Raw genomic sequence first — 24,902 nt, 5'->3', positions numbered from 1 at the left:
AAACGCCGCTGCCTGCGGCTTAGAAGGAGCATTTTCATGGATAATCCAGGCGAGATCGCCGGTCATATTGGCACGCCGCTGACCAGCAATGCCACCAAGGTATTGCTGCTGGGCTCGGGCGAGCTGGGCAAGCAGCTGGCCATGTCCTTCCAGAACCTGGGCTTGGAGGTCCACGCGGTGGACTCGTATGCGGGCGCGCCGGCGCACCAGGTGGCGCAGTATAGCTACGTCGCCGATATTAAGGACACCGGGCGCATCCTCCAGCTGGCACAGGAGATTCAGCCGCACTTTGTGGTTCCAGAGGTAGAAACCGTTGCGGTAGAAGCGCTGGAGGAGATGGAAGCGCATAGCGACGCCATCGTGGTCCCCTCCGCCCGCGCCTGCGCCATGACGCAGGACCGTCAGTGCGTGCGCGAGGTGGCGGAGAATATCGGGCTGCCGGTTTCCGCGTATCGCTTTGCTAGCTCCGTGGAGGAGCTGGAAGAAGCGGTGGGGGAGCTGGGCTTTCCGTGCATTATTAAGCCGGACGTGTCCACCTCCGGCAAGGGCCACATGATTGCCCGTGATGAAGAGGATGTGCGCACCGCATGGGAGACCGTGCGGCGCGTGTCCTCGGATTCGCAGCGCGTGGTGGCCGAGCGTTTCGTGGACTTCGACCTCGAGGTCACCCTGCTGGCCATCCGCTCCATCGATCCGGCCACGGGCAAGTTGGCTACGTGGTTTAGCGAGCCTATCGGTCACCGCCATGAGCGCGGTGACCTCGTGGAGGAGTGGCAGCCTACCGGCATGAGCGAGATCGCGCTGGAAAACGCACGCTCGGTGGCCGCGCGCATTTCTAATGAGTTGGGCGGGCGCGGCGTGTACTGCGTGGAGCTCTTCGTTGCGGGCGATGATGTGTACTTTTCCTCCGTCTCCCCGCGGCCCTCGGATACGGCGATGCTGACCTGCTACACGCAGCGTTTTTCCGCCTTTGACCTGCATGCGCGCGCGATTTTGGGCTACCCCATCGACGCCACCCTGGTCACCCCGGGTGCCAGCGTGGTCATTCACGCGGATGAGGAGCTAAATGAGGTGGCCTATACCGGCGTCGCCGCGGCCCTCAATTACGCAGAGACGGACGTGAAGCTCTTTGGCAAGCCCGGGGCCTACAAGGGCCGTCGCATGGGCTTGGTGTCTGCCACCGCGGAAAGCGCGGAGGAGGCACGCGACCGCGCAGCACTAGCTGCGCACAAGATCGAGGTGACCTCCACGCCGGGCCTTTTGGCCCAGGGTGGTGCGCGCGGCATCGAGCCGGAGGCGGATAACGTCCCCGATATCGAGGTCGTGGAATACGAGGGCGGCGTGGAGCTCGACCCGAAGCTCGCCTCCGGTGTGGACGACGCCGACTAGGAAGCGGGGCGCAGCATCGGCTGGTGAGGGACTCCCTCGTCGTCGAGTAGCTCGCCTACCGGAGTAAAGCCAAAGCCGGCGTAATAGTCCACGAGGCCGGCCTGCGCCTCCAAGTAGAGCGGCTGGCCCGGGTGCATGCGCTCGCCTAGGTCGACGGCCGCCTGGAAGAGTTCCCGGCCGAGGCCCGTGCCGCGCGCGGCGGGCGCGAGTGCGAAGCGGCCGATTTGGGCGCCGGCGGCGTCGGCAAGCGCGGCGTCAGTAGGCGCGGCCGGAAAGACGCGGGCCGTGCCCAGCAGCTCGTGGGTGTCCGCGTCCCAGGCCAGCAGGTGCACGGTCCGGGGATCGGCGTCGGTGGCGTCAATCTCGGCGTACGGGCAGCGCTGCTCGTGCACAAAGACGTCCACCCGCAGTTTGTAGAGCTGGTGGACGTCCAAGGCCGCCAGCTGCCCCAGGGGCGCGGCGGAAATGATATGCGGCACGGACTAGGCCTGCGGGCCGGCGTGCTTGACCATCTCGTCCCACTCGACGATCTTGATGCGCTCGCGGCCGTGGGCCTCGCCGGCGGCACGCTCAGCGGCATCCAGGCGGTGCCAGCCTTCCCAGGTGGTCACGGCGATATCGCGGGAAGCCAGGAAGTCCAGGATATCCTGCGGATCGCGCTTGGTGGCCGGCTCCAAGTCGCCGGCCTTGTAATCGGCGATGAGCATGGTGGTGGTGTCCTTGGCATCGGACTTGGTATTGCCAATCAGGCCCACCGGGCCGCGCTTAATCCAGCCGGTGGTGTAGAGGCCGGGGAGCTTTTCGCCGTCGACATTGGCCAGCACGTGGCCGCCGTCGTTAGGCATGGTGGCCTGGGTCTCGTCGAAAGGTACGCCGTCGACGGACTGCGGGTGGTAGCCCACCGCGCGGTAGACGGCCTGCACCGGCCACTCGGTGAACTTGCCGGTGCCGTGGACGGAGCCATCGCCATTGAGCTCGGTGCGCTCGGTCTTGATGGCGGTGACGTGGCCGTCCTCGCCCAATACCTCCACCGGGGACTCAAAGAAGTGGATGTAGAGCTTGTGCGGGGCATCGCCTGGCTCGCGCATGGCGTAGGACTCGAGGGTCTGGCACACCAGGTCGGTGGACTTGGCCGCGCGGCGGGCCTCTTCGGAGGCGGCGTCATACTCGATGTCCTCGGGGTTGACGATGACCTCGATGGTCGGGGACTCGTCCAGCTCCTTGAGCTCCTTCGGCGTGTACTTAGCCTGCGCCGGGCCGCGGCGGCCGAAGACGTGGACCTCCTTGGCGCGGTTCTTCTTCAGTGCCTCATAAACGTTATCCGGGATCTCCGTCACGAGCAGCTCGTCCGCGGTCTTAGCCAGGATGCGGGAGACGTCGAGGGAGACATTGCCCACACCAACCACGGCGACGGACTCTGCGGAGAGATCCCAATCGCGCTCGAAGTTGGGGTTGCCATCATAAAAGCCCACGAATTCGCCGGCGCCATGGTTGCCCTTGAGATCCTCGCCCGGGATGCCCATGCGCTTATCGGCGGTGGCGCCGGTGGCGAAGATGATGGCGTCATAATACTCGCGCATCTCCTCGACGGTGATGTCCTTGCCCACCTCGATATTGCCCAGGAAGCGGATCTCTTCCTTTTCCATAACGTTGTGCAGGGACTGCACGATGCCCTTAATACGCGGGTGATCCGGTGCCACGCCGTAGCGGATCAAACCGAACGGCGTCGGCATCTTTTCAAAAAGATCGATCTGCACATCGAGGTCGGATTTCACTAGAAGGTCAGAGGCGTAAATGCCTGCCGGGCCGGAGCCGACCACGGCGACGCGCACTGGGGTAGTCATGTGCTTAGGGTGTCCTTTCTTTCGTTGTGCTGCATATTCTACGCGGTCACTATGCGATAAAAACCACAGCATTACTAACCCCAGTTTAGGGAGGTCACGATGGGGCATAGGAGGGGGTAAATCGCGTACAGTGGAGTAGTCACCGCGCGCTGATAACTGTGATGACTGACATGAAGTTATGAAGCGCGTTAATTGTGTTCAAGTGACCGTGAATGAAAGGTAAATTGCATGTCTGCATCGCATTCCGCAGTTATTAGCGCTATCGGCCGTGGCTTCGATGGCCTCGATGTGCCCGCCTTGGCTAAAGACCTAGGCGCGGAGCTCATCCGCCTCGAAGACTTCGATGCCACCGTCGCCGCCGTACTGGCTGAGGCTCCCGCCGCTGAGAACATCGTGGCGCAGGGCACCGGCGATATCGCCTTCGATGCTGAGGTAGCCGCCGCCCTTGGCCTGCCGCTGGCCATCATTTCCGGCGCTCCGCAGCGCACCGGCGAGCTTGCCCAGCACAATGCGGAATCCCTGGGGGCTACCGTCGCTGGCATCTTCACCGATCTGGAAGCGGTTCCGGGCGCACTTGCTGCGCTTGGCGACGTCTCCCCGGTCATGTCTGCAGACCTCTTCCAGAAGCAGCTCATTGACCAGGCCCGCGCCGCCGGTTCGCACATCGTTCTGCCAGAGGGCGACGATGACCGCATCCTCGAGGCCGCCCACGTGGTACTGCGCGATAAGGTTGCCAAGCTGACCATCCTGGGCAACGAGGACGATATCAAGGCCCGCGCCGAAGAGCTCAAGCTCGACCTGGCTGGTGCCGAGATCATCAACCACCTCGAGTCCCCACTGGCAGAGGAATTCGCGGCCGACTTTGCCGAGCTGCGCAAGAAGAAGGGCGTTACCCTCGAGCAGGCTCGCGAGACGATGAAGGACATCTCCTACTTCGCCACCATGATGGTGCACAAGGGCTTGGCCGATGGCATGGTCTCCGGTGCTGCTCACACCACCGCCCACACCATCAAGCCTTCCTTCCAGATCATCAAGACCAAGCCGAACGCTTCCGTTGTCTCCTCCATCTTCCTGATGGTTATGCGCGGCCGCCTGTGGGCCTTCGGTGACTGCGCCGTCAACCCGAACCCTACTGCCGAGCAGCTGGGCGAGATCGCTATCGTTTCCGCACAGACCGCCTCCCAGTTCGGCATCGACCCACGCGTGGCCATGCTGTCCTACTCCTCCGGCACCTCCGGCTCCGGCCCGGACGTCGACCGTGCAGTGGCCGCCGTTGAAGCAGCCAAGAAGCTGGATTCCTCCGTCAAGGTGGATGGCCCGCTGCAGTTCGACGCCGCCTGCGACCCGGGAGTAGCGGCTAAGAAGATGCCGAATTCCGAGGTGGCCGGTCAGGCAAACGTCTTCGTCTTCCCGGACTTGGAGGCCGGCAATATTGGCTACAAGACGGCACAGCGTACCGGCGGCGCGCTCGCCGTGGGCCCGATCCTGCAGGGCCTGAACAAGCCGGTTAACGATCTGTCGCGTGGCGCGACCGTTCCGGACATCATCAACACCGTTGCAATCACCGCTATTCAGGCTGGAGAGAAATAAATGTCATACGTTCTGGTCCTTAACTCAGGTTCTTCCTCCGTTAAATTCCAGCTGGTCGATCCCGAGTCCAGCGCCACGGATACCCCGCTGGTTTCTGGCCTGGTCGAGCAGGTTGGCGAGCCCCTCGGCGCCGTCACCGTCAAGACCGGTGGCGAGAAGTACAAGGAAGAGCTGGAAATCCCTACTCACTCCTTCGGCCTTGAGCGCGCTTTTGCCATCATGAGCGAGCACAACGTTGGCCCAACCGACGTGGATGTCATCGCCGTTGGTCACCGTGTTGTTCACGGCGGCCGCCTCTTCTCCGAGCCACAGCTCATCGTGGACCAGATTGAGTCCATGATTGAAGACCTCATCCCGCTGGCTCCGCTGCACAACCCGGCCAACCTGGACGGCATCCGCGTGGCCCGCAAGATGCTGCCGGATATTCCGCACGTTGCCGTCTTCGATACCGCGTTCTTCAACACCCTGCCGCCGGCAGCTGCGCTTTATGCCATCAACAATGAGGTGGCATCCAAGTACGATATCCGCCGCTACGGCTTCCACGGCACCTCTCACGAGTTCGTCTCCCAGCAGGTGCCGGCCCTTTTGGGCCGCGACCCGATGCACACCCACCAAATCACCCTCCACCTGGGCAACGGTGCGTCCGCTGCAGCCATCCGCAATGGCCGCGCCATCGATACCTCGATGGGCCTGACCCCGCTGGCTGGTCTGGCTATGGGTACCCGTTCCGGTGACATTGACCCGGGCATCATCTTCCACCTCGTCCGCCAGGCGGGCATGAGCGTGGATGAGATTGATAACCTGCTCAACAAGCAGTCCGGTGTCAAGGGCATCTCTGGCGTTAACGACTTCCGTACGCTGCGCGAGCGCATCGACAACGAGGACCAGGACGCTTGGCTGGCTTATAACATCTACATCCACCAGCTGCGCCGCTTCATCGGTTCCTACATGATTGCCTTGGGCCGCGTGGACGCCATCACCTTTACCGCCGGTGTGGGCGAGAACGATACCGAGGTTCGTCAGGACTCCCTGTACAACCTGGATATGTACGGCATCCACTTTGATAAGGAGCGCAACCTGGTCCGTTCTGACCAGCCGCGCATGATCTCCACCGAGGATTCCCCGGTCAAGGTCTTTGTCGTACCGACCAACGAGGAGCTGGCTATCGCTCAGAAGTCCGCCGAAATCGCCGCAATGGCGCGTGAGGCTGGCCTCTACAAGTAAAGACTCTCACGGCCAGTTAGAAGCTGGAATGTGAACGAGAGGCGTGCGATCCATAAGGGATCGCGCGTCTCTTTTTATCTCTGAACCTAGTACAGCAAGCGTTTCGTTTATTTCGTTTATTCTGTAGGGTGAGGGTATGAAGGACTTACAAAATGGCGGGACAACTCGGGATACCAGCCCAGCGGAAGAAGCTTTATTAAGGCTCAATTCTGTGTTGGAGGCAAAAGATTCACCGGCACCAGTGGATATATTCGTGCAAGGAACCGAGCAAATAATCGCAATTCCGCGAGAGATCGCCGAAACCCTGCAGAAAGTTCTCGCCATCGAAGCGGCTGGGAAATCGGTCCGCGTAGTGCCCGAGGACTCCGAATTCACCACGCAACAGGCAGCAGACTTTCTCAATGTTTCGCGGCCACACGTTGTAAAGCTTATTGATGAAGGGAGCCTTCCCGGCTACAAAGTAGGTTCCCATCGCCGCGTGAGTCTTGCGAATCTGCAGAAATACAAGAATGAAAGAGATGCCAGTCAGCGCCGTGCCGTAGCTGAATTCACAGCCTTATCGGAGGACCTGGAGCTCTATTAGTGGGGCGGCTGTACGAGCCTGTGTAGCGATTAGAAGGTAGTGACGGGGCGGACCTGGTTGGCTAGGTCAACGAGCGCGTAGCGGTGGCGGCTAAACGGTGCTTGGCGCGCGAGGGCGCGGAGTGTCTCGGAGAGACCGGTGCGCAGGCCACGTTGGGTAAAGGCGTATTCGAAGAGGTCGTTGGGGGAGGCGGCGCGCGAGAGATCAGCATTGCGCAGGAAATTCAGGCCGGCGGAGATGACGGCGATCTTGATCTGGAGAAAGCGCGGTTCGTTGGTGGGGACCTCTTCGAGGCGGCGGGCGGCGCGGCGGATGCGGGACTCGGAGAGGTCGTGGACGATGAGCTGGAGGATCGTCGTCAAGCGGGCCATGCGGTAGTGGCGCGAGGCATTGGGGACCTTGTCGAGGACCACGACGGCTACCTCCACCTGGCCCTCGGAGCGCAGCTGGCGGGCGAGGCCAAAGGAAGAGGAAACGGTGGTGGGGTTGGTGGACCACACAATGCCGTAAAGGCGCATGGAGTTAAAGCGCAGCGCGGCCGGATCCTGGGTGACGTGGTTCCAGATTTCCGGCTGGCCCTCAAAGGCGGAGTTGGGGAGATCGGCCAGCGTGGAATGCATATTGGAGCAGGCGCGGGCCACGGTGGGGTCAATAAGCGCGGTATCGCTATAGTCCAGCTGCTGCAGGATGAGCTCGTTGATGGCGGCGATGGCAAGCTTGGGCGCCGCCTCGCCCGGCAGGAGATCGAGGACGGTGGAGAAGTATTTCTGGGCGTCGCGGTAGTCGTCGTGAAGCAGCTCGGTGATGCCGGCGTACCACTGGAAGCGCCAGTCGCGGCCGAGGCGGTCCTCGATGGAGCTTAGCCACTGGCGGGCTTGGCCGGTATAGCCCAGGTCGATCATGGAACGCACCACGCCCAAGGGAATTTCGGCCGAGTGCTCGTACTCGGGGGTCTGCATGGCCTGGCGGAGGGTCTCCAGGGCTTCCTGTGGCTCCGCATAGGATGCACCCTGCAGCAGGCCGGCGCCTACGTCATCGCGGTCCAGCAGCGGGGTAGGTAGGGCGGAGACGACCTCGGGGGCGGTGATTTGGACGGTGCGATCGATGCCGTCGATAAGCTGGTCCGTGCGGAAAACCAGGTGCTTGGTGCCAAAGGTGGTACGTTGCGGCGAGAAAAGCGAATGCTGGGAGGGGTACTGCAGGCCGTCGCGGATGGCAATGACCTCGCGCAGCACGCCGTAGAGCTGGGTGCGCAGCTCCTTGATGGAGGTAAAGCGGCGCTCCGGATCCGGGTCGGTGGCGCGCTGCAACAGGCGGTAGAGCGACAAGAAGCGGCGCAGCTCCGGCTCCTCGGTCGGGGTGGGAATGCCCGGCAGGTAGACGCCGTCCTCGGTAGGCAGCTTGAGGCAGAGCGAAGCCAGGGTGCGGCCGATGGTGTAAATATCGCTGGCGATGGAAGGGCCCTCGGTGGCCACTTCCGGGGCTTGGTAGCCCTTGGTGCCGTAGATATAGCCAAACGCGCCAATGCCGGAGACCGCGCCCAGGTCAATGAGCTTGACCTGGTCCTCGGTGACGATGATGTTATCCGGCTTTAAGTCGTTGTAGACCACCCCGCGCGAATGCAGGTACTCCAGGGCCGGCAGGACTTCTAGGATATAGGCGATGGCGATATCAACCGGCAGGAGCTTATCCGGTTGCTTTTTGCGCCTGCTTCTTAGCGACGGCCCGCCGACATACTCCATGACAATAAAGCCGCCGGGCACTCGGGCGTCATCGATGAAGTTGAAAATCTTGACGATGCCAGGGTGGGTAATGTCGGCGAGAAATTCGCGTTCTGCCACCGCAGCGGCGGTTTCATCGGCCGATTTTTGGGCCTGCATACCTTTGAGGACCACCACTCTTCCGGAGACAAAGTGATCATTGGCCAGGTAAATCCAGCCCATGCCGCCGTGGGCGATAACGCCCAGGATTTCGTACTGGCCGGCCACCATGTCACCGGGCTGTAGCTGTGGTGGCGGAATCTTCTTGCCGGAGGATTCCTCGGTGGGGTCAATGAGGGCATCGGTCGGCTCGGCCGGGGTGATAAACGGCAGGCGCACCATGCCATCGGCCACGCGGCGCTCGGAGCGGTGGGTGCCGCGGCGCTCGCGGAAGGTATCGAGCGCGCGGCGGCGCGAGCGTTGCGAGGAGTCCTCCTGGGCCTTTTGGGCGCGCTGTTGTTCGCGCTGGGCGCGGATATTGTCTAGGTCTGCTAACAGGGTGGAAATGTGGTCTGGGTCGATGGAACCATCGGCGTCCTCGTCTTCGTCCGCGAAGGGATCGAAGGCAACCGCGGAGGTCCCAGCGTCATCACCGGGCTCATCCTCATCGGCGAAGGGGTCAAAGGCCACGGCCGCAGTGCCCTCCTCGTCCTCGTCTGCAAAGGGGTCGAAAGCAACGGCGGCGGTGGCGGGGCCGTCGTCCACGGGGGCATCGTCTAGCGCATCCGGCTCCTGCGCGGAATTGGCGGCATTGGTGGGCTGGCGGAAGGCGCGCTGGGTATCGAGGTTCTCCGGCTCGATGTATTCGAGCTCGTCATCGCTGAAATTCGGGTTATGGCTCATGGCTTAGCGTCCTCCTCGATGTACGTACCGGCCGGCAGGGTGGGCTCTTCCAGGTAGGCGCCGAGCCACTCCTCAAAGATTGTGGACCAAGTGCCGTCGCGGCGGATGCGTTCGAGCGTGGAATTTATTTGGCGCAGCAGCGGGCGGGTGTCATGCTGCTTGCTGGGGCGGCGCACGGCCACGCCGTAGTTTTCGGTCTCGAGCGGTTCGCCCACGATGGAGGTATAGGAGTCTTGGGCGGCCATGCCGGAGAGCAGGGCATCATCGACGACGATGCCATCGGCCTGGTTAAGCTGCAGGGCCATTAGGCAATCGCCCCAGGAACGGGTGACCAAGATATCGGACTTGGGGGCGTGCTCGCGGATGGTTTCCAGCGCGGTGGACGCGCCCACACCGCATAGGGTCTTGCCGGCGGCGTCCTTGACGGACTTAATGCCGGAATTGGTAAGCACCAGCATGCGGGTTTGGGTGCTCATATAGGGAATGGAAAAGGCCACGTCGCGCTCGCGTTCCGGGCTAATGGTCATGGTGCGCACAATCATGTCCACCGCGCCGGAATTGAGGGCATCGACGCGGTCGGAGGATTCCACGAAGCGGAAGTCCACCTTATTGGGATCGCCAAAGATATCGCGGGCAATCTCGCGGGCGATATCCACCTCGAAGCCGCGCACGTCGCCGGAGGCGGCATCGCGGTAGCTCATCAAGTTATTGGAACGGTCCACGCCGACGATGAGACGGCCGCGCTTGACGATGTCCGGCACCCGCTCCTTCGCCTTCTTATCATCCGGGCGGTAGCTGCCCTTGATTTCCTCATCAGAGGCGCGCTGCGCGGCGGTGGAGCCGGCCTTTTCAACCTTCGCTCCTTCCGGCAGTGGCGGGCCCGGTTTTGAATCGAGGGCGTGCTTGGCGGGCGCCTCCAGCGGCGGGGTGGAGCGAACATCGCAGGAGGCGAGCGGCAGCGTGGCGCAGGCGCAGGTGAGCGCGGCGAGGACGAGGCGTGAGCGGCGCATTAGAGGTACTCCTGCAGTCGGGGACGGATGCCCAGCCACACGGCAATAATGGCGCACAAGGTCAGCAGGAACACGGCCGAGGACACCGCAGTCATGGCGGTCAGGCCGCGCTCCAAGTAGCTGCGCATGGCGATGCGCGCCTGGCCGATGAGATCCGAAAGCTCCGCGTCGAGCTCGTCATAGGAACGCGCCGCGGTCATCTCTCCGTTCTTGGGCTCGGTGGCCGTGGCCTGGTAGATGGCCTCGTCATAGTCGCCGTCCTTGAGCGCACCCATGAGTTTGTCGTGGGTGCCTCGCCACTGCTCGGCGGCCGCGCGGGCGCTGTGGATGAGTTCTGGGTCGGTGACCTCCACGTCCTCATCATTGAGCGCTTCCTCATAATCCTCCAGGGCCCCTTCGATGGAGTTGATGGAGCTGGAAAAGCGCACCATCGAATCCTCCTCGGAGGAGCGCAGCACCAGCGCCAGGGTCTCAGAGGTGCGCGCCTGCTGCGCCTCAATCCGCGAGGCCGTGAGCGAATCCCACGGGCGCGAGGCCGTCTCAAAGCCCTGGTGGCCGGTGGACCATGTAGCCAGGTTGGATAGCGCTACCCAGGAGATAGCCAAGAAAAGCAGCACGCTGGCCGTTAAGAAGCCGCGGTTAAAACGCCGGCGGGTCTGGCGCCACAGCCACCATTGGGCCACGGCGAGGAAGAAGAGCGCCGCCAAGAGGCCGGAGAGCGGCACCCACTGCGGTGAGGTGAGCTTTTGTTGTTGCTGATTCACCTTGGCGGTGGTCAGCTGGAATAGCTCGGAGGCAGCCGGCAGAATACGCTCGCGCATGAGCGCCGAGGCATTGGACATATAGGAATTGGCCACCGCATTGCCCGCCCGGTGATTGGCGCGGGCCTTTTCCACCATTGCGGTATAAACGGGCAGCTCCCGTTGGATAAAGGTCACCAGCTCGCGCACGCGACCATCCTCTTGGGTGGTGCCCAGCACGGATTCGGTGGCCGCTACGGAAGCGGCATCGATGGCCTCGTTATAGCTATCGCGGTTGCGCTCCGATTCCACGCCGGCCTGCACGAAGCCCGTGGTGGCCACGGTATCGGCCACCGAGAGCGAACTATAAAGGTGGTGCGCTGCGTTCGACATCGGCTCGGTGGTGCTCAGTAGCTCGTCTAGGTCGGAGTGGCGGGCGGCGGAAGACTGGGACATCGATAAGCCGGCGGCGCCTAGGGCAACGGTGAGAATGAGGGTGACCGTAAAAAGCTTGCCTGGGGTGGTGGAGGCGAAGTAGTAGAAGCGGCGGAGCAGGCGCGCCGGGCCCGCGAACCATTCCATGGCGCGGCTACTGAGCCCGTTGAAGGCCGGGCCGGTGGGTGCGGTGACCTCATCGAGCCAGTGATCGCTCGGGTGAGCGTGCTCGTCATGCACGCTTTCTGCCCGGACTGCCTGCTCGGTCATTCACTCAGAATAGCGCCCGCAGTGTGCTGGGCGCCACCATATACCCGCGTGTGTGGCTAGGATAGGCAGCATGCATAACCCTCACAGTGGAGACGGCTGGGCGGCAGGCCCCGGCGGCATTCGCGTCTGGGGAAAATTTGGTGCCGCCGGCCTCTTCCTCGTCGCCGGGCGCAAGGTGCTTCTCCAGCACCGCGCCGCGTGGACCAATCACGGCGATACCTGGGGGATCCCGGGTGGCGCCCGCGATTTTACGGAGACGCCCACCCAGGCCGCGCTGCGTGAAACCCATGAAGAATGCGCGATTGCACCCCGGGACGTGGAGGTGCTCGACGCGCGAGTAACGGCCGGGCCCTATCCCGCGGCGGGGGATCTGCCGGGGGAGTGGACCTACACCACCGTCCTAGCACGCACGCGCACCGGCGCACCCCTTCCTACTACAGCTAATGAAGAGTCCTATGAGCTGCGCTGGGTGCCTTTTGAAGAGGTAGAAAGCCTCCCCCTTCTGGCCGCCTTCCGCCACGCCTTTCCCACCCTGCGGGAGAGCGTGGAGGCATTGAACAGGTAAAGTTGCCGGATTTATGGCACGCTAGTGCCATGATCGAAGTAGAAGGACTGACTAAACAATATAAGTCTGTCCGCGCCGTTGACGATCTCACCTTTCAGGTAAAACCCGGCATGGTCACCGGGTTCCTGGGCCCCAATGGCGCGGGCAAATCCACCACCATGCGCATGATCCTGGGCTTGGACACGCCGACGGCCGGCAGGGCGCGCATCAACGGCAAGCACTACCACGAGTTGAAGCAGCCCCTGCGTGAGGTCGGCGCCTTGCTCGATGCCAAGGCGGTGCACCGCAACCGCAGCGCCGCCAACCACCTGAAATGGATTGCGCAGTCCAACGGCATTTCTACTTCCCGCGTTGATGAGGTCTTGGGGCTGGTAGGGCTTTCCGACGTCGCCGGTAAGAAGGTCGGCGGCTTCTCCCTCGGCATGGGCCAGCGCCTAGGCCTAGCCGGCGCGCTGCTCGGTGACCCGGGCATCCTCATCTTGGACGAGCCGGTCAACGGCCTCGACCCGGAGGGCATTCGCTGGGTCCGCCAGCTCGTGCGCGCCCTAGCCGATGAGGGCCGCACCATTTTGATTTCTTCCCACCTGCTCTCGGAGATGTCTCAGACCGCCGATCACCTGGTGGTCATTGGTAAGGGCCGCCTGGTGGCGGACCAGCCCACCTATGACTTTGTGAAGGACCACTCGCAGTCCTCCGTGCTGGTGCGCTCCGACCATCTCGATGCCTTTAGCTCCGCGCTGCGCGCCGAGGGAATCGCCTTTACCGAGTCCACCGACGAGGAAGGCCGCCCCCGCCTGGTGATTTCCAACCAGACCACGGACTTCGTGGGCCAGCTGGCCTACTCCACTGGGGTGCCGCTTAATGAACTCAGCCTCAAGCGCGCCTCCTTGGAGGACGCTTTTATGGAGCTTACTGGCGACGCCGTCCAGTACCACGGCTCCACCGGCGCCCCCAACCCGGGCATCGCTGGCACCGCTGGCGCCGCTGGCGCCGCCACTCCGTTCGCTCGACCCACCCAGCAGGAGGTTTAATTCGCCATGCTGAATACCTTGAAGTCCGAATGGACCAAGCTGCACACCACCCGCTCCTTCTGGTGGACCACCTTCATATTCCTCTTCTTTGTGTGGGGCTGGGCTATCTTGAATGCTCGCCTTACCCAACCGGCAGAAAACCCCGAGGATGCAGCGTTGGGCATGGATGTTATCACCCCGGATGGCGCGGTGTCTGTTCTTTTCGGCCTCGGCCTGCCCGTGCTCATGATCCAAGCCATCATGATCGTCACCACCGAGTACCGCTATGGCACGCAGACCATCACGTTTATGGCTACCCCGCGCCGCTGGTCGGTGGCCTTGGTTAAGCTGCTCATGTACGCCGTTATCGCGGCCGCGCTGACCTTTATCGCTGTGGCGGGCGCCTACCTACTTACCGAGCTTTTTGCCCACGATGAGGTAGCCGCGCAATTCCACCCTTGGGACGATGAGATGGGCCAAAAGCAGCTGTGGAAGTACCCGCTGGCTGCCGCGCTGCTCGTCCTTTTCTCGCAAGGCTTAGGGTTGCTGCTGCGTTCGACGGCTGGTGCCGTAGCTATCGGCCTCATCCTCTTCCTCGGCGTGGATAATCTTGTGGCCAGCATCCCCAAGGTTGGCAGCAAGCTGGTTAACTTCATGCCGTTCAAGTCTTTCCAGTCTTGGCTTTGGGAGATAGATCCGGTGGATGCTCCGTGGAAGGAATCCTGGGGATTCTGCCTGGTATTTATTGCCTGGGCCGTAATCCTCTGGGTTCTCGGTGTCCTCTTGTTGCAAAAGCGCGACGCTTAGGCAGCTCACCGCTTAAGCTCTTTACCGCCCCGGCGGGCAGTTCATGGGCTGCCTACCGGGGCGGTTTCTCGTCTCCGCAACAGCTTTCCTTTGAGGCTGGTGGCTAAGCCTAGAAATTTGTCTGGGTTATCTGCGGGACGTTGTTAAGAAAGTGCCCTCTGTGCTGCGCGCACGAGTCGGGCGAGCGTGGCGGCGTCTAGCGCGTACTCGTAGTCTCCACCGCCCCGTGGGCTTTGATAAACAGCGCGCAGGTGCGTGTCCTGGGCTTCATGAACAATGTCAGTCATTCCAACCCTTCTTATTCAATCCACCTTTGATTTGGCCCTTTGAGGCTTTCCGAGGCCCACCACGCAAGCAATAAGGTAGAAATCTGGAAGAAAATAATCCATCCAGTCGCTGCCCCTTGGAGGCTCGAAACGATTCCGGAAACGGTTAGGCCTAGTAGACATACGCCCGTTATAACGCCCCCAGCTGGGCTGATCGTCGTAGCCAAGAAAAAAATAACAAACCCCACTAGCGCTATTAGGAGACAAAGCCATATAACCCATTCCTTGCCCTCCAAGCGCTCATTAGTAGCAACTATTTGAAACAGAGAGAATAGCGCCCCTTGAATTAGCACTAGCGAGAAATTTCCCCAGGTCTGCGGATTCCATTTACCCCGAACTTGTCCATTGTCAGAAGCGCTTGGTTCACCCTGCCCCCTTTTTGCTTGTTTGTCCTGAAGTCCCGTTGGGGTCGTGGAGGGGTGCGGCTTTCGCCTATCGAAAATGGTGGTGATGGTGCACAGAATTATGAAAGCAAGGGCCCACCAACCACTTGTTCGCGAAGACTGTTCTTCTGTGTCCAGAACCGTCCTACCTTCTTTCCCCTGTTGGGGGCTGTTTTCACTTCGACTCATGGACCCAAGGCTACGGTACCCCTAGAACAAGATTCACCTCCCACATAGCAGTGTGGCATTAGGCGCTTTCGCCTTCGCCATTGCGAGGGTTGCGTAGCCGCGCCGACGCCCACCACCCACAAAGAAGCGACATGGCTTGAAACGTAATCGAAAGGGAAAACTCCCACCATCCGCTTAAGGAACTTACGGATAAAGTGGGCAAAGCGAACGCCGCTACTACTAGCCCCATAAGTGGACAAAAGTCCCGCTTATTTTTATTTCGCGCCCTCATTAGGAGAAGCCCACGTACGTAACCAGCGCCTCCCAAAAATAATGTCGCAACAAGCACCACCTGAGCTTTCCCCTCACCGTCACCTAGGTCATATGACGATGTACTAAGGAAGGCGAAAAGGGAAGTTTGAAAAAATACAAGCCCTAGGTTTCCTATTACATTCGGCCGCTTAATGAAGTCGATAATGCGTGTCATACTGTCAATCTAACTAAAGGGACACTTCCAAGGCCTTTTGTTTGCAGGCGGTTATCTTTCCTTCAGCGCTAAGTCCAACATTCGGGCTGTAGAGGATAATTCGCTTCCAGAAAATGGGGACACTTTCTGCCTCTTCTTGCTATCCATATTTGATTTGACAGCAATCTCGATCCCCAGTTCCTTCGCTGAGTTTTTGAAAAAATTCAACTTTCGCGGAGAGCGGCCATATTGGTCATTTACCAACTGTCGAAGGTCTCGATCACTCAGTTCTATCGAGTCTGGCTCTTTTCCCTTTATCTCAAGGACTCCTTCTTTAAGTTCATCTCCCTTTAGGGAAAGGATTTCTACAGGCAGCTCTTTCCATTGTGTGTCTTTTTTCGTTGCCCCTTCTGCCATAGCCCGAATGATTAGTTCTATCGAGGAAACGCGAGCTAGCGATCGTCCGTGGTTCTCCAAGACGATAGTTAGAGAAACGGACTCCTTTTCTCCAATATCCTCAACCATTTCCCCTCTATGAGAAAAGGAGAGCCGGGGAACCAGATCCACCCAGTCTTCTTTCCGATCCTTGCGCTCTATTAAGCGCTTTATTAGTTCAATAAGAATATTCATGTCACCCTTTTTACCCTTAATGACAGAAAGTGATACCAGAAACATTACGGTACCTCCATGTTTTCCGGCATTTGCTGGCGCGCAAGCTTTCGGCGCGTGATATTGGTGATTGCGCGCAGTCTCCCGATCTCAGCAGAGAGTGGGGAAGTATTCGGGATAGCTTTAGCAAGTTGGGCCAGATGCTGCATTGCGCGTTCGACAGCGTCTTTAGTCTCCGTTATATCTCTCGTCTTGGCGTGCGCGATTATAAAAGCAAAGCACAGGTTGGTATTGTCTGCCGATTGGCTTGCAGACTGTTCAAGTGTTGGCATTTAATTAGCATCCCTGGAGATAGGTGACACCTTGGGTAATGAATGCAGGACAATAAAAGAGGCCACCATTCCCCAAAATGGGTGACGGTGGACTCAATAACCTGCTCGATGTCAGGAATTTGATTAATGGACAGCCAATACTGCTATGCAACCTCAACAGATGGATCGTCTACATCTATAAAGATTTTGGTCATTATATCCATACGAGCATTGGCATCATCTGTCGCGAGAATTTCAGCTATTTTCTCATTGAACTGTATGGAATCTTTCTCAAAGTCCATTGACTCACACATTACATAGAAGGCTGTCAACAAACGAGGATCGGATTTAACAGTTTCAGCAACTTGCTCTACCTGATCGTTAGTAGCACGGCTGGCATGAATGCCGCATGCGCCCAGTGCTGACGAGAATGGAATCCAGTCTTGCATCTCGGATATTTCATCTTTGATGATATCGAATATGTCTTTATTGAACATGGACCTTAGAGTTCTTTAAGCGTGTGGCTGCGTCGATGTCAATTGTATATCCACCAGACCTGCTCTCAGAGGGCTGATCCCGTGTCGACCTTCCATGATGCTGCCCCTGCCTGCGTTATCACTGATCTGATGATGCCCGCATTCCGGCGAGATTGTCTTGGGAAAACCGATGCTTAAGAAGGGGTGGCTGCGTCGATTCCTGCAGGGGCATCTTACATTGCTGCGTTCAATGCTCTCATCGCAATCGGCTCGATTTCCGGGTCTGGCCAGGGGCTCACCACCGAGATAAACGCCCCTTGGCGGTTTTCTCGGTCCAGCACCATATGCGCGCCGAAGCCTGAGGCGTAACCGTTATGCCACACCAGATGCCGATCACGCTCGTCTTCAACAAACCATCCTGCCGCGATAGATTCAGTGTCATCGGTGAAGCGAACACGGAATGCATCAGAGTAAGGATCCTCATTGGAGAGAAGGGCTGACAAGATCGTGGCAAAGTCCCGGGCACTTCCCCGGATCGCTCCAGCAGGTCCGTAGCCTTGTCCAGTCCAAGGCCGCTGTTCGGTGCCCCACACTGTAAAAGCTTTAACGTCATACGGAAGGTTACGCTGTCCCGGTTGCTGAGCTCGTAGGCGTGGACATCCCAGCGGTATCGCCAGCCTGTTGCGCACAAGGTTGAAATAGTCTGTGCCGTTGGCGGCTGCCAAAGCATGCCCTAACGCCGAGGCTGCGAGGTTGGAATAGCTGAAACGGCCAGGATTACTAACACGCGATTTTCGAAGCTGATTTATCAATGCCTCGACGCTCTCCGGTTGCGGGTCACCACCTATCAGTACAGCGACTAAAGCCCTGGCTGCTGCACGAGTTGCCCCACCTGTGGCCGGCAGACCCGAGGTATGAGTCAGACAGGACTCCAAAGTTGCTTCACCGGCGGCTGTTCCTGCCAGTGGGAGGTAGTCAGCAAGCCGGTTATGCGGTGATATGAGCCCGGCATGGACCATCTCGGTGTAAATCAGGCCGTTGAGAGCTTTGCTGATTGAACCTATGTGGAACGTATCGTTCAGATCACATCCAATGGTAGCGATGCGAGCACCTTGCGGACCGACTGCCGCGAGACAAGCTGCATACACGGGGCGGTTTAGCGGCAAGGCTTCCAACAATAAAGCGGCGAGAGAAGTGTCACCATTTGACGCTGACACGTTTGTAAGACGGGCGGGCCTCTTCATACCTGGTCAGCATACCAGCGCCGAATCTCGCAACCGCCCACTCTCGTATGAGGGTAAAAATGCAAAGAAAAGCCCCCGGCTACAACCAGGAGCTTTCAAGTAACGTTTACATTCTTACCACTAGAATGGGGCAGCTCTTTTCTCGTTGAACCGATCAAGCAGGTAGTGGCACCAAAGAAGTGCAGACGATAGTGCTAAATTAGCCTGACTGTCGCTGGCAGCACGCAGCCCGGCCATGCCGTGTCCTTCATCTGTGTCCTCTCGTCGCATTTCTGAAGTGCCCTCAACGATTTTGTTCATGGCTTTGCGGATTCCTGTGAGTCCTTGGGAAATTTTTCCCGCACCGTTGTCAACAACGATTCCTACCTCGGACATTGCATTACTGCATCGTTCGGCAGCTTGCATCTTCCGCACTAATTCTTCCGGGTGTCCTAGTTCCTGCAGCACGGCATCGGCAGTTGCCTCCATCAAATCTTTAGAGAATCCGATTACCTCGAGGTTATCTCTGTCCCGGACCAGCGCCCTGTTGAGTTGCTTTATTTTACGATAAATTCCTTCCGTTGTTGATAGCCCATCAAGCTTCAGCTCATCCAGAGGAATGGCATCGCCGTGGGTTATTGTGTAGGGATCTTCTATGAACTCAAACCCGTCTTCTTGGCAGGCAGTGCGAATATCAGCAATTGTCAGATTGAATTCATACTCATCGGAAAAGCTATCAACGCTAGCCATTCGAATTATCTGAGATAGGGATCGCAGCCCCCTAGACGCCTGTTCCTGATCGCTCCAGTCAACCCGCTGAGACAGGCTAGAGAATATGCCCATTGAATCGTAAAGTCCTGGATTGCTTTTAATATCAGATGGATTCCTGTACTCAGGGTGAAAGAATCCATGACGGGCCCAGCTCATATACATATCGACTGGGGACACATACGGCGAGAGACTCAGAACAGCGCCTCGAATATTTGGGTTTACTAGATCCACTTTCCCTCTGACATCATTTTCCTCGATGCTTTGCTTCCTAGTAAGAGTTTATCTGGTTGCATTTTACAAACATTAATCTTGGATACATTCGACATTATTTTTTTGACCACTAGCCTTGCGATGGCTTATTCCGATGGGACAAACAGAAGGGCAAACCAGGGGTGCTTACATATGATGTTGATCACATATTGATAAAATGCATTGTTTATTCAATTCCTTGGTGGTATGATTTTTTTAAACAAAAATCATACCACCAAGGAATTGAAGATATTTCATAAGGGTTTCCGCCAGTCGAAACATTCTTGTCGGGGGGAATTTTATACCTTACCCTTTAGGTATTAGAAACCGATACCTAAAGGAGAATTGACATGAAGGTTTATTCGAACGAGATCACGAGCAATGAGGCGTCAGCGATTATGGCGGCACTTCCCGACGGTAGGAGAAATACCTACCTGGGGATTGCCCAGAAGAACTCTTCCTCAGACCTAACCATTGCAGCCGCTCGATTATATATTTGGAATGGCTATCTTGCTTCCGTTGTGGATAGGGTAACTGGCGAGGTTGAAGTTTTACTCAGAAACTGCATTGATGCAGGATTTTCCGAATGGAATTGCGCTCCGAAGCAAAAGGGCTCTCGCGAGTGGTTACTCTTTCCAGAAGGAGTGCTTTCGGAAATCGTAGCCCCAGTTGGAAATAAGCCGTTAACTGAATATGCCCACCTCGACACCGTACGGGGAGTTCCGGTGCACGATGATTATGTTGCTGGCCTAACTTTCGGCAATTGGGTCCACCTTTTGCCCAAGCCACACGCTCAGGGAAATAATTCCCGTGTCATTCTTTGGAACGAAGCATTAGAACCGAGGGTTCGGGGGCTGAACCGCGTAATTTTTCAGAAGCGCGCAATGTTTGTGAAAGATATGCGAAACCGCGCTACGCACCGACGCCCCTTGGTTAAAGATATTAGTGCGATCGAAAAAGTGCATCAGAGTTGCGTTGAACTTTCTAGAGCTATGAATCCTGAACTGGGCGAATGGATTCGTAACGAGCGATGGATTCCTGAAGCACTTGAGCAATCGCCGTTAAAATGAAGATGGCCCCATAAAATGGGGCCAGAGCTTAATTGCCTTTCGGCTTGATAACCCTAAGAATACGACTTTTTCTAGAAAAGTCAATTCCAACCCTCCGCGACGAAAGTCACCGTAAGCTTCCGTTTCGTAAAGTACACCCTATTGTTATGTGAGTTTATGCCGGTAAGTTACGTGTAAATAAGATAGATTCGGCCATTGTTTTACACCTGCATAGTGGGGTTTAGGCCTTAGTTATGCGGAAAGGGGCCTTACCTCTCTTTGGTGGACACCTGATATCCATCCCAGTCGGGCTGGGGGAAGGTAATCTACCAAACAGGGGCCAGGTCCCCCGCTTTGTGGCGCATAGCCTAACCCAAGAATCAGACAACGGTAGAAGCACTTTCGAACGAACGATCTAGAAGGACAGAAAAGGAACGAAAGTACCCACCTGTTTGAGGTCAATCATTAGGTGCCAGAATTTTACATTAGAGTCGACAACTCTATCGTTTCTGCGGCTGTTTTTTGAGTATTGAAAATTTTCCGGACATGAGATCTATTATCCCTGAGAATATTGCGATGATGCCTATCCAAGAACCTGTTACATAGATGAAAAGTGTGCCGAGGAGTATGGCTGAGCAGCTAACTACCTTCAACTGTTTAGCTCTTCTGTCATTGGATTCGTCAGGCTGATAGATCACGGCAATTATGAGATCAACAGCGGCAAAGGCTAGAAAAATATACGAGATGTTTGTGTAACCGAGTAAAGCAAAGACTCCCGAAATCACCAGCACGGCAATCCCAGCAAAGCCAATCAAACGGCTCATCAAAAAGCGCTCCAAAACATTGTTTGATAGTAAACGTCTCCTTAACTCTATTCGAAAGGCGAGGTCAATCCAATGAAAAAGAAGGTAACGGGATTTGTGCTCGCTCTGAGCATTGCGCTCGGAGGGGCTCATTCGGCTGGGGCTGCCGAATCGACAACGGGAACTACCGAAAAAGTCGGTGCGAATGTCGAAGAAACCACTATCACTACAGAGGGAGCGTGACAACAATCAGTGGCCCTGATGGTGTTACGACATTGGTAGAAGATGCTGTGGCGAACACGATCACCATTGATAGCCCAAATGGAGTGACTGTTTTGAATCGTAATGAGGTGCTCGGTTTTGAAGAACGGGGTGAATACGGGCCGGTTACGGCAGCCCGAGCACGTGGAATCGTTACCGACTGGAGAGTCTACCTGTGCAACGCTGCGACTGCGGCTGTTGTAAGCGGACATGAAGCCACTTGGGTAAAAGCACTGAAGGTGGCGATAAATGTGGCTAAGCTTCATCCAACAACCCGTGCTGCTCTTACTGTGGGGCATTTGGGGCAGGCGTGTTCGTCTCAACACAGTGCTTGTAACCGTAGGATTTAAACTCAGGGATGGCCCCCTGCATTTGTCTTGCAAAGGGTCATCCCTGAGTTTTTGTATTAGAGATGGTTATATAGTGTGGCCTTACCAACGCTGAGCCTGCGCGCCACCTCAGACATCGAAACGCCGGCATCCACCCACTCCGCGCTTGGACAAGCTTCTCATCTGTGAGTGATTTTGCCCGGCCTTTATAAACCCCGCGAGCTTTTCCTGAGCAATCCTTTCCGCCTGGCGCTCGCGAATAGTCGAGCGCTTAAACTCCACCACGCTGCCGAGGAAATTGGCATGGAACTCAAAGAATAGGTTTGCCCCTCTTTCAGAAACTTCACCGAAATATCCCGATTGGTCAGGGCATCGATCAATCGGTGCAAATCAATTAACGAATGAGCCAGCCGATCCATGCTAGTCACCACAAGTTGGCCACCAGGGCGCACATAATTCAACGCCCCATCAAGTCCCGGACGTTCGGTAGATGAACGGCCAACAGTATCGGTGAAGATGCGAAGGCACTTCTCTTTCTTCATTGCTGCGGTTTGTCGTTCAAAGTTCTGTGTCGTGGACTGGGCTGACCCCATACGTCTCATCAATACTTAACTAAGTAGAAACAATATGAGTTCATATAAAGACATCACGACCTTCTCTACCTCCATGCTCGTCAAGTCTCTGGATACGTTGGAGATTTCTGCGGGAGAGGACAACGGTGACTGGGGTGCCCAATTTCCGCAAGGTGTTGCCATCTTCGTTCCCGAGGGTGAGTATTTCACTGTTCGCATTGAGTCTTTTTGAACAATCCCGTCGGATAAGAAACTGGTGGCAATGAACGCTATTAATGCGACGAATGACAACCTGGCTTTCAGCAAGGGTGCCTGGCCCCGAGAGTACAAACCATAACCCACAAGATGACGGTTTTGCTGGTTGATCGGCTCGGGGTATAGATCTACAGCGATATAGTTATATGCCACCTGGGAAAATCGATAAACCCGCAGGTTGAAGTGACTTCGGATGGGTAAATATGCGCAGTATTCGCTGAAACCGTTGCAGCCAGTACCCGCTTTACTGCAGCGCAGAAGTTAGGCGCATGACATTATCCACGTAGCGGCGGATGAAGCCGCGCTCATTCCACTCCTCCAAAGTCAGCTCGTGGCATATGGCGCGGTAATTGGCCACGAGCTGGTTGAACTGGTCAATGAGGTCGCCCTTGGCCACCAACATGGTGGATTCGTAATTTAGGCCGAACGAGCGCGGGTCCATATTGGAGGAGCCGAACATGCACAGGGGATCGCGGCCGGGGTCATCCGGGTCGGTGATGATGAACTTGGAGTGCAGCACAAAGGGGTAGGGGAATTGGTAGATGTGCACGCCCGCCTCCAGCAGCGCCTGGTAGTAGGAGGATTGAGCGTGGTTGACCATAAACTGGTCCGCCTTTGCCGATACATAAAGCTCCACGTCCACGCCGCGGTAGCAGGCGGTGGTCACGGCCTCCAGTAGGGATTCATCCGGGACGAAGTAGGGCGAGCACAGCACCAGCCGGTCCTTGGCGTGGTGCACCAAGGAGTTGAACATGCGCAGGTTTGGCTCCGTGGTGTAACCAGGGCCGGAAGGGATTATCTGGAGGTGGTTGGCGTCGGCAGTCTGGGCGTCGTCATATGGCAGCTCATCCAGTGGCAGGTTCTCTTCTGCCTCGAGGTACCAATCCACGGCGAAGATTGCGGACATGGAGGTCACAATCGGGCCGGAAAGCTCCACCATGTAGTCAATCCAGTAGCGGTCCTTGGTCTTGTACTGGCGCTTAATCATATTCAGCGAGCCAATAAAGCCCACCTTGCCATCGATAATCACCAGCTTGCGGTGATTGCGCAGGTCAGGGCGGCGGAAGCGGCCCTTGTGCAGCTGGATGGGCAGCATGAGATGCCAGTCGACGCCAATCTCCGTTAGCCGCTTGCCCAGCTTGAAGTAGCCCTTGTACTTGAAGCTGCCGATCTGATCCAAGAGCAAGCGCACCTTTACACCTCGGGCGGTAGCCCTGCGCAGCGACTCAAAGAAGACGTCTGTGGTCTCATCCCAGGACTGGATGTAGATCTCGATGGATACATACTTCTCGGCGCGGTCAATAGCGGCGGCAATGGCGCGAATGGACTCGTCATAATCCGCGTGCAGGCCAAGGTTATGGCCCACCAATGCTGGGAACCCAGTCAGCTCGCGGTTAAGCCGAATAACCGACTCTACTTCCGCCGAAAGGAGGCCCTGCGGATGATCCGGGGTGCGGGCTGTGACGTTTTCAATCTTCTCATTGGCTTCTTGCTGGATGCGGTGGCGACGCCGGTTGATATACGGCGAGCCCATGAGCAAAAACAGCGGCAGGCCGATAAACGGCAGCACCAGAATTGCCAGCAGCCACGCGGTTGAACTGGAAGGTCGGCGGCCTTCGGGCACGAAGCCAACGGCAATGATCTTGATGCCGTAATCAAGGATCAGGAATACGAGCTGCCAGAAGCTGAGATCAAGAGACCAAGACATTTATCGCACGGAATTGAAATCGGGCAGATTGTAATCTGCGAGAAGCGGACAGTGATCGGAGGTTTTATCGCCGGCGCGCTCGACCATGTCTACTTGCGCGCCGGTCACGTGCTGGGCAAGCGGGGCTGAAGCCAACTGGAAGTCGATGCGCATGCCTTCGTTCTTTTGGAAGCGCATGCCCTTGTAATCGAAGTAGGTATAGCGCTGGTCCTCCGTGAACCGGCGAGTAACTTCCTCGAGGCCTGCTTCTTCCAGCATCTGGAACGCGGCGCGCTCTGGCTCGGTGACATGCGTCTTGCCACGGAAGGCCTCTATATCCCACACGTCCTCATCGCGCGGGGCAATATTGAAATCACCGCTCATAAGCAATTTGGACTGCGCATGATTTTCCGCATAGCGCGCCAAGTGATAGAGAAAGTCCAGCTTGTAGTCATAATGGCGATCCGTGATCTCGCGGCCGTTGGGCACGTAGAGTGACCAGATTTCTACGCCACGGATGCGAGCCCCTAGTGCTCGGGCCTCACGGTCTTGCGGCTTTTCTGGATCTTTGGCAAAGCCTGGCTGGCCCGGAAAGCCGATAAAGACGTCCTCGGGCTCTTCCTTGGACACAATGGCCACGCCGTTCCACTGGTTGAGCCCGTGGCAGGTGACATGGAGACCCGCATCCTCGAAGACCTCGCGTGGAAACTTATCGTCTTTCACCTTAGTTTCTTGCAGGCACAAAACGTCGATGTCGTGCTTGGAGATAAGGTTCAGCGCCCGCTGTGTGCGGGTACGGACGGAGTTAATATTCCACGTGGCGATGCGCATGCCACATAGGTTACCTGGGTAGTGAGTCAAGCTCACTACCCAGCCCACAAGGAGTCCCATAAC

At 57.6% G+C, this 24,902-nt stretch carries 24 protein-coding genes; 9 read left to right on the top strand and 15 right to left on the bottom strand.

Annotation, left to right across the window (positions count from 1 at the left end; all coding sequences use genetic code 11):
* Positions 1–36: 36 nt before the first annotated feature.
* Complete coding sequence (gene purT / locus QP884_RS07090) at positions 37–1,389, top strand: formate-dependent phosphoribosylglycinamide formyltransferase (RefSeq protein ID WP_284821498.1); 1,353 nt, start codon at positions 37–39, stop codon at positions 1,387–1,389.
* On the opposite strand, the gene QP884_RS07085 is transcribed toward purT, so the two are convergent.
* Positions 1,386–1,868, bottom strand: coding sequence for a GNAT family N-acetyltransferase (locus QP884_RS07085; RefSeq protein WP_284821497.1), 483 nt, complete (start codon positions 1,866–1,868; stop codon positions 1,386–1,388). The two genes, purT and QP884_RS07085, sit on opposite strands and share 4 nt — an antisense overlap.
* A 3-nt stretch (positions 1,869–1,871) precedes the next feature.
* Complete coding sequence (locus QP884_RS07080) at positions 1,872–3,233, bottom strand: FAD-dependent oxidoreductase (protein WP_284821496.1); 1,362 nt, start codon at positions 3,231–3,233, stop codon at positions 1,872–1,874.
* 228 nt (positions 3,234–3,461) lie between these two features.
* On the opposite strand from QP884_RS07080, the gene pta reads away from it, so the two are divergent.
* From pta to QP884_RS07065, 3 genes are all read left to right on the top strand, one after another.
* Positions 3,462–4,823: a phosphate acetyltransferase gene (gene pta / locus QP884_RS07075; protein ID WP_284821495.1), complete on the top strand. Its 1,362-nt coding sequence runs from the start codon at positions 3,462–3,464 to the stop codon at positions 4,821–4,823.
* Positions 4,824–6,047: an acetate kinase gene (locus QP884_RS07070; protein ID WP_005329836.1), complete on the top strand. Its 1,224-nt coding sequence runs from the start codon at positions 4,824–4,826 to the stop codon at positions 6,045–6,047.
* Between the two features lie 136 nt (positions 6,048–6,183).
* A complete protein-coding gene (locus QP884_RS07065; protein WP_284821494.1) occupies positions 6,184–6,630 on the top strand; it encodes a helix-turn-helix domain-containing protein in 447 nt (148 codons plus the stop codon).
* Positions 6,631–6,659: 29 nt separating this feature from the next.
* Here the strand turns inward: QP884_RS07065 and QP884_RS07060 are convergent, their stop codons facing one another.
* From QP884_RS07060 to QP884_RS07050, 3 genes are read right to left on the bottom strand one after another with little or no spacing between them, the layout of a single operon-like run.
* Entirely contained in the window at positions 6,660–9,233 is a 2,574-nt protein-coding gene (locus tag QP884_RS07060) for a serine/threonine protein kinase (RefSeq protein WP_284821493.1), read from the bottom strand.
* Positions 9,230–10,243 (bottom strand): glutamate ABC transporter substrate-binding protein, encoded by a 1,014-nt coding sequence (locus QP884_RS07055; protein ID WP_284821492.1) that lies wholly within the window; start codon positions 10,241–10,243, stop codon positions 9,230–9,232. The genes QP884_RS07060 and QP884_RS07055 overlap by 4 nt, the downstream gene beginning before the upstream one ends.
* Positions 10,243–11,688: a hypothetical protein gene (locus QP884_RS07050; RefSeq protein WP_284821491.1), complete on the bottom strand. Its 1,446-nt coding sequence runs from the start codon at positions 11,686–11,688 to the stop codon at positions 10,243–10,245. The genes QP884_RS07055 and QP884_RS07050 overlap by 1 nt, the downstream gene beginning before the upstream one ends.
* Before the next feature lie 70 nt (positions 11,689–11,758).
* Between QP884_RS07050 and QP884_RS07045 the strand changes: the two genes are divergently transcribed.
* Genes QP884_RS07045 through QP884_RS07035 form a run of 3 tightly spaced genes read left to right on the top strand, consistent with a single transcriptional unit; the run spans position 11,759 to position 14,070 of the window.
* Positions 11,759–12,253, top strand: coding sequence for an NUDIX hydrolase (locus QP884_RS07045; RefSeq protein ID WP_284821490.1), 495 nt, complete (start codon positions 11,759–11,761; stop codon positions 12,251–12,253).
* A gap of 29 nt (positions 12,254–12,282) precedes the next feature.
* The gene (locus tag QP884_RS07040) at positions 12,283–13,284 is read left to right on the top strand and encodes an ABC transporter ATP-binding protein (RefSeq protein ID WP_284821489.1); all 1,002 of its coding nucleotides are present in this window, start codon (positions 12,283–12,285) and stop codon (positions 13,282–13,284) included.
* 6 nt (positions 13,285–13,290) lie between these two features.
* Entirely contained in the window at positions 13,291–14,070 is a 780-nt protein-coding gene (locus QP884_RS07035) for an ABC transporter permease subunit (protein WP_284821488.1), read from the top strand.
* Positions 14,071–14,213: 143 nt separating this feature from the next.
* Here the strand turns inward: QP884_RS07035 and QP884_RS07030 are convergent, their stop codons facing one another.
* The 6 genes from QP884_RS07030 to QP884_RS07005 all read right to left on the bottom strand — a co-directional run bounded on the left by QP884_RS07030 (position 14,214) and on the right by QP884_RS07005 (position 18,782).
* Complete coding sequence (locus QP884_RS07030) at positions 14,214–14,357, bottom strand: hypothetical protein (RefSeq protein ID WP_284821487.1); 144 nt, start codon at positions 14,355–14,357, stop codon at positions 14,214–14,216.
* Between the two features lie 1,128 nt (positions 14,358–15,485).
* On the bottom strand, positions 15,486–16,043 hold the full coding sequence (locus QP884_RS07025; RefSeq protein ID WP_284821486.1) for a hypothetical protein: 558 nt from the start codon (positions 16,041–16,043) through the stop codon (positions 15,486–15,488).
* A 44-nt stretch (positions 16,044–16,087) separates the two neighbouring features.
* A complete protein-coding gene (locus tag QP884_RS07020; protein WP_284821485.1) occupies positions 16,088–16,354 on the bottom strand; it encodes a hypothetical protein in 267 nt (88 codons plus the stop codon).
* Positions 16,355–16,497: 143 nt separating this feature from the next.
* Positions 16,498–16,830: a hypothetical protein gene (locus QP884_RS07015; protein ID WP_284821484.1), complete on the bottom strand. Its 333-nt coding sequence runs from the start codon at positions 16,828–16,830 to the stop codon at positions 16,498–16,500.
* Between the two features lie 212 nt (positions 16,831–17,042).
* Positions 17,043–18,053 (bottom strand): serine hydrolase domain-containing protein, encoded by a 1,011-nt coding sequence (locus tag QP884_RS07010; RefSeq protein ID WP_239230716.1) that lies wholly within the window; start codon positions 18,051–18,053, stop codon positions 17,043–17,045.
* A 120-nt stretch (positions 18,054–18,173) separates the two neighbouring features.
* Entirely contained in the window at positions 18,174–18,782 is a 609-nt protein-coding gene (locus QP884_RS07005) for an abortive infection family protein (protein WP_284821483.1), read from the bottom strand.
* A 620-nt stretch (positions 18,783–19,402) separates the two neighbouring features.
* Between QP884_RS07005 and QP884_RS07000 the strand changes: the two genes are divergently transcribed.
* Positions 19,403–20,122, top strand: coding sequence for a hypothetical protein (locus QP884_RS07000; protein WP_284821482.1), 720 nt, complete (start codon positions 19,403–19,405; stop codon positions 20,120–20,122).
* Between the two features lie 479 nt (positions 20,123–20,601).
* Here QP884_RS07000 and QP884_RS06995 read toward each other — a convergent pair whose 3' ends face one another.
* The gene (locus QP884_RS06995; protein WP_284821481.1) at positions 20,602–20,925 is read right to left on the bottom strand and encodes a hypothetical protein; all 324 of its coding nucleotides are present in this window, start codon (positions 20,923–20,925) and stop codon (positions 20,602–20,604) included.
* Positions 20,926–21,700: 775 nt separating this feature from the next.
* Positions 21,701–22,087, bottom strand: coding sequence for a recombinase family protein (locus tag QP884_RS06985; RefSeq protein WP_434736455.1), 387 nt, complete (start codon positions 22,085–22,087; stop codon positions 21,701–21,703).
* Between the two features lie 34 nt (positions 22,088–22,121).
* Between QP884_RS06985 and QP884_RS06980 the strand changes: the two genes are divergently transcribed.
* On the top strand, positions 22,122–22,298 hold the full coding sequence (locus tag QP884_RS06980; protein ID WP_239228640.1) for a hypothetical protein: 177 nt from the start codon (positions 22,122–22,124) through the stop codon (positions 22,296–22,298).
* A 267-nt stretch (positions 22,299–22,565) separates the two neighbouring features.
* Here the strand turns inward: QP884_RS06980 and cls are convergent, their stop codons facing one another.
* Together cls and QP884_RS06970 are read right to left on the bottom strand one after the other, a co-directional pair.
* A complete protein-coding gene (cls, locus tag QP884_RS06975) occupies positions 22,566–24,029 on the bottom strand; it encodes a cardiolipin synthase (RefSeq protein ID WP_284821479.1) in 1,464 nt (487 codons plus the stop codon).
* The gene (locus tag QP884_RS06970; RefSeq protein ID WP_005325598.1) at positions 24,030–24,839 is read right to left on the bottom strand and encodes an exodeoxyribonuclease III; all 810 of its coding nucleotides are present in this window, start codon (positions 24,837–24,839) and stop codon (positions 24,030–24,032) included.
* Positions 24,840–24,902 lie beyond the last annotated feature (63 nt).

This window comes from Corynebacterium tuberculostearicum (assembly GCF_030229345.1).
GTDB classification, from domain to species: domain Bacteria; phylum Actinomycetota; class Actinomycetes; order Mycobacteriales; family Mycobacteriaceae; genus Corynebacterium; species Corynebacterium tuberculostearicum_G.
The sequence above is the reverse complement of the archived record's forward strand: the minus strand, read 5'-3'. Positions and strand labels throughout refer to the sequence as shown.

What these genes read in the sequence shown, in the direction of transcription:
- purT (WP_284821498.1), top strand. Translation starts at nt 37, where the DNA reads ATGGATAATCCAGGCGAGATCGCCGGTCATATTGGCACGCCGCTGACC.
- QP884_RS07080 (WP_284821496.1), bottom strand. Translation starts at nt 3,233, where the DNA reads ATGACTACCCCAGTGCGCGTCGCCGTGGTCGGCTCCGGCCCGGCAGGC.
- pta (WP_284821495.1), top strand. Translation starts at nt 3,462, where the DNA reads ATGTCTGCATCGCATTCCGCAGTTATTAGCGCTATCGGCCGTGGCTTC.
- QP884_RS07070 (WP_005329836.1), top strand. Translation starts at nt 4,824, where the DNA reads ATGTCATACGTTCTGGTCCTTAACTCAGGTTCTTCCTCCGTTAAATTC.
- QP884_RS07065 (WP_284821494.1), top strand. Translation starts at nt 6,184, where the DNA reads ATGAAGGACTTACAAAATGGCGGGACAACTCGGGATACCAGCCCAGCG.
- QP884_RS07060 (WP_284821493.1), bottom strand. Translation starts at nt 9,233, where the DNA reads ATGAGCCATAACCCGAATTTCAGCGATGACGAGCTCGAATACATCGAG.
- QP884_RS07055 (WP_284821492.1), bottom strand. Translation starts at nt 10,243, where the DNA reads ATGCGCCGCTCACGCCTCGTCCTCGCCGCGCTCACCTGCGCCTGCGCC.
- QP884_RS07050 (WP_284821491.1), bottom strand. Translation starts at nt 11,688, where the DNA reads ATGACCGAGCAGGCAGTCCGGGCAGAAAGCGTGCATGACGAGCACGCT.
- QP884_RS07045 (WP_284821490.1), top strand. Translation starts at nt 11,759, where the DNA reads ATGCATAACCCTCACAGTGGAGACGGCTGGGCGGCAGGCCCCGGCGGC.
- QP884_RS07040 (WP_284821489.1), top strand. Translation starts at nt 12,283, where the DNA reads ATGATCGAAGTAGAAGGACTGACTAAACAATATAAGTCTGTCCGCGCC.
- QP884_RS07035 (WP_284821488.1), top strand. Translation starts at nt 13,291, where the DNA reads ATGCTGAATACCTTGAAGTCCGAATGGACCAAGCTGCACACCACCCGC.
- QP884_RS07030 (WP_284821487.1), bottom strand. Translation starts at nt 14,357, where the DNA reads ATGACTGACATTGTTCATGAAGCCCAGGACACGCACCTGCGCGCTGTT.
- QP884_RS07025 (WP_284821486.1), bottom strand. Translation starts at nt 16,043, where the DNA reads ATGAATATTCTTATTGAACTAATAAAGCGCTTAATAGAGCGCAAGGAT.
- QP884_RS07020 (WP_284821485.1), bottom strand. Translation starts at nt 16,354, where the DNA reads ATGCCAACACTTGAACAGTCTGCAAGCCAATCGGCAGACAATACCAAC.
- QP884_RS07015 (WP_284821484.1), bottom strand. Translation starts at nt 16,830, where the DNA reads ATGTTCAATAAAGACATATTCGATATCATCAAAGATGAAATATCCGAG.
- QP884_RS07010 (WP_239230716.1), bottom strand. Translation starts at nt 18,053, where the DNA reads ATGAAGAGGCCCGCCCGTCTTACAAACGTGTCAGCGTCAAATGGTGAC.
- QP884_RS07005 (WP_284821483.1), bottom strand. Translation starts at nt 18,782, where the DNA reads ATGGCTAGCGTTGATAGCTTTTCCGATGAGTATGAATTCAATCTGACA.
- QP884_RS07000 (WP_284821482.1), top strand. Translation starts at nt 19,403, where the DNA reads ATGAAGGTTTATTCGAACGAGATCACGAGCAATGAGGCGTCAGCGATT.
- QP884_RS06995 (WP_284821481.1), bottom strand. Translation starts at nt 20,925, where the DNA reads ATGAGCCGTTTGATTGGCTTTGCTGGGATTGCCGTGCTGGTGATTTCG.
- QP884_RS06985 (WP_434736455.1), bottom strand. Translation starts at nt 22,087, where the DNA reads ATGGGGTCAGCCCAGTCCACGACACAGAACTTTGAACGACAAACCGCA.
- QP884_RS06980 (WP_239228640.1), top strand. Translation starts at nt 22,122, where the DNA reads ATGAGTTCATATAAAGACATCACGACCTTCTCTACCTCCATGCTCGTC.
- cls (WP_284821479.1), bottom strand. Translation starts at nt 24,029, where the DNA reads ATGTCTTGGTCTCTTGATCTCAGCTTCTGGCAGCTCGTATTCCTGATC.
- QP884_RS06970 (WP_005325598.1), bottom strand. Translation starts at nt 24,839, where the DNA reads ATGCGCATCGCCACGTGGAATATTAACTCCGTCCGTACCCGCACACAG.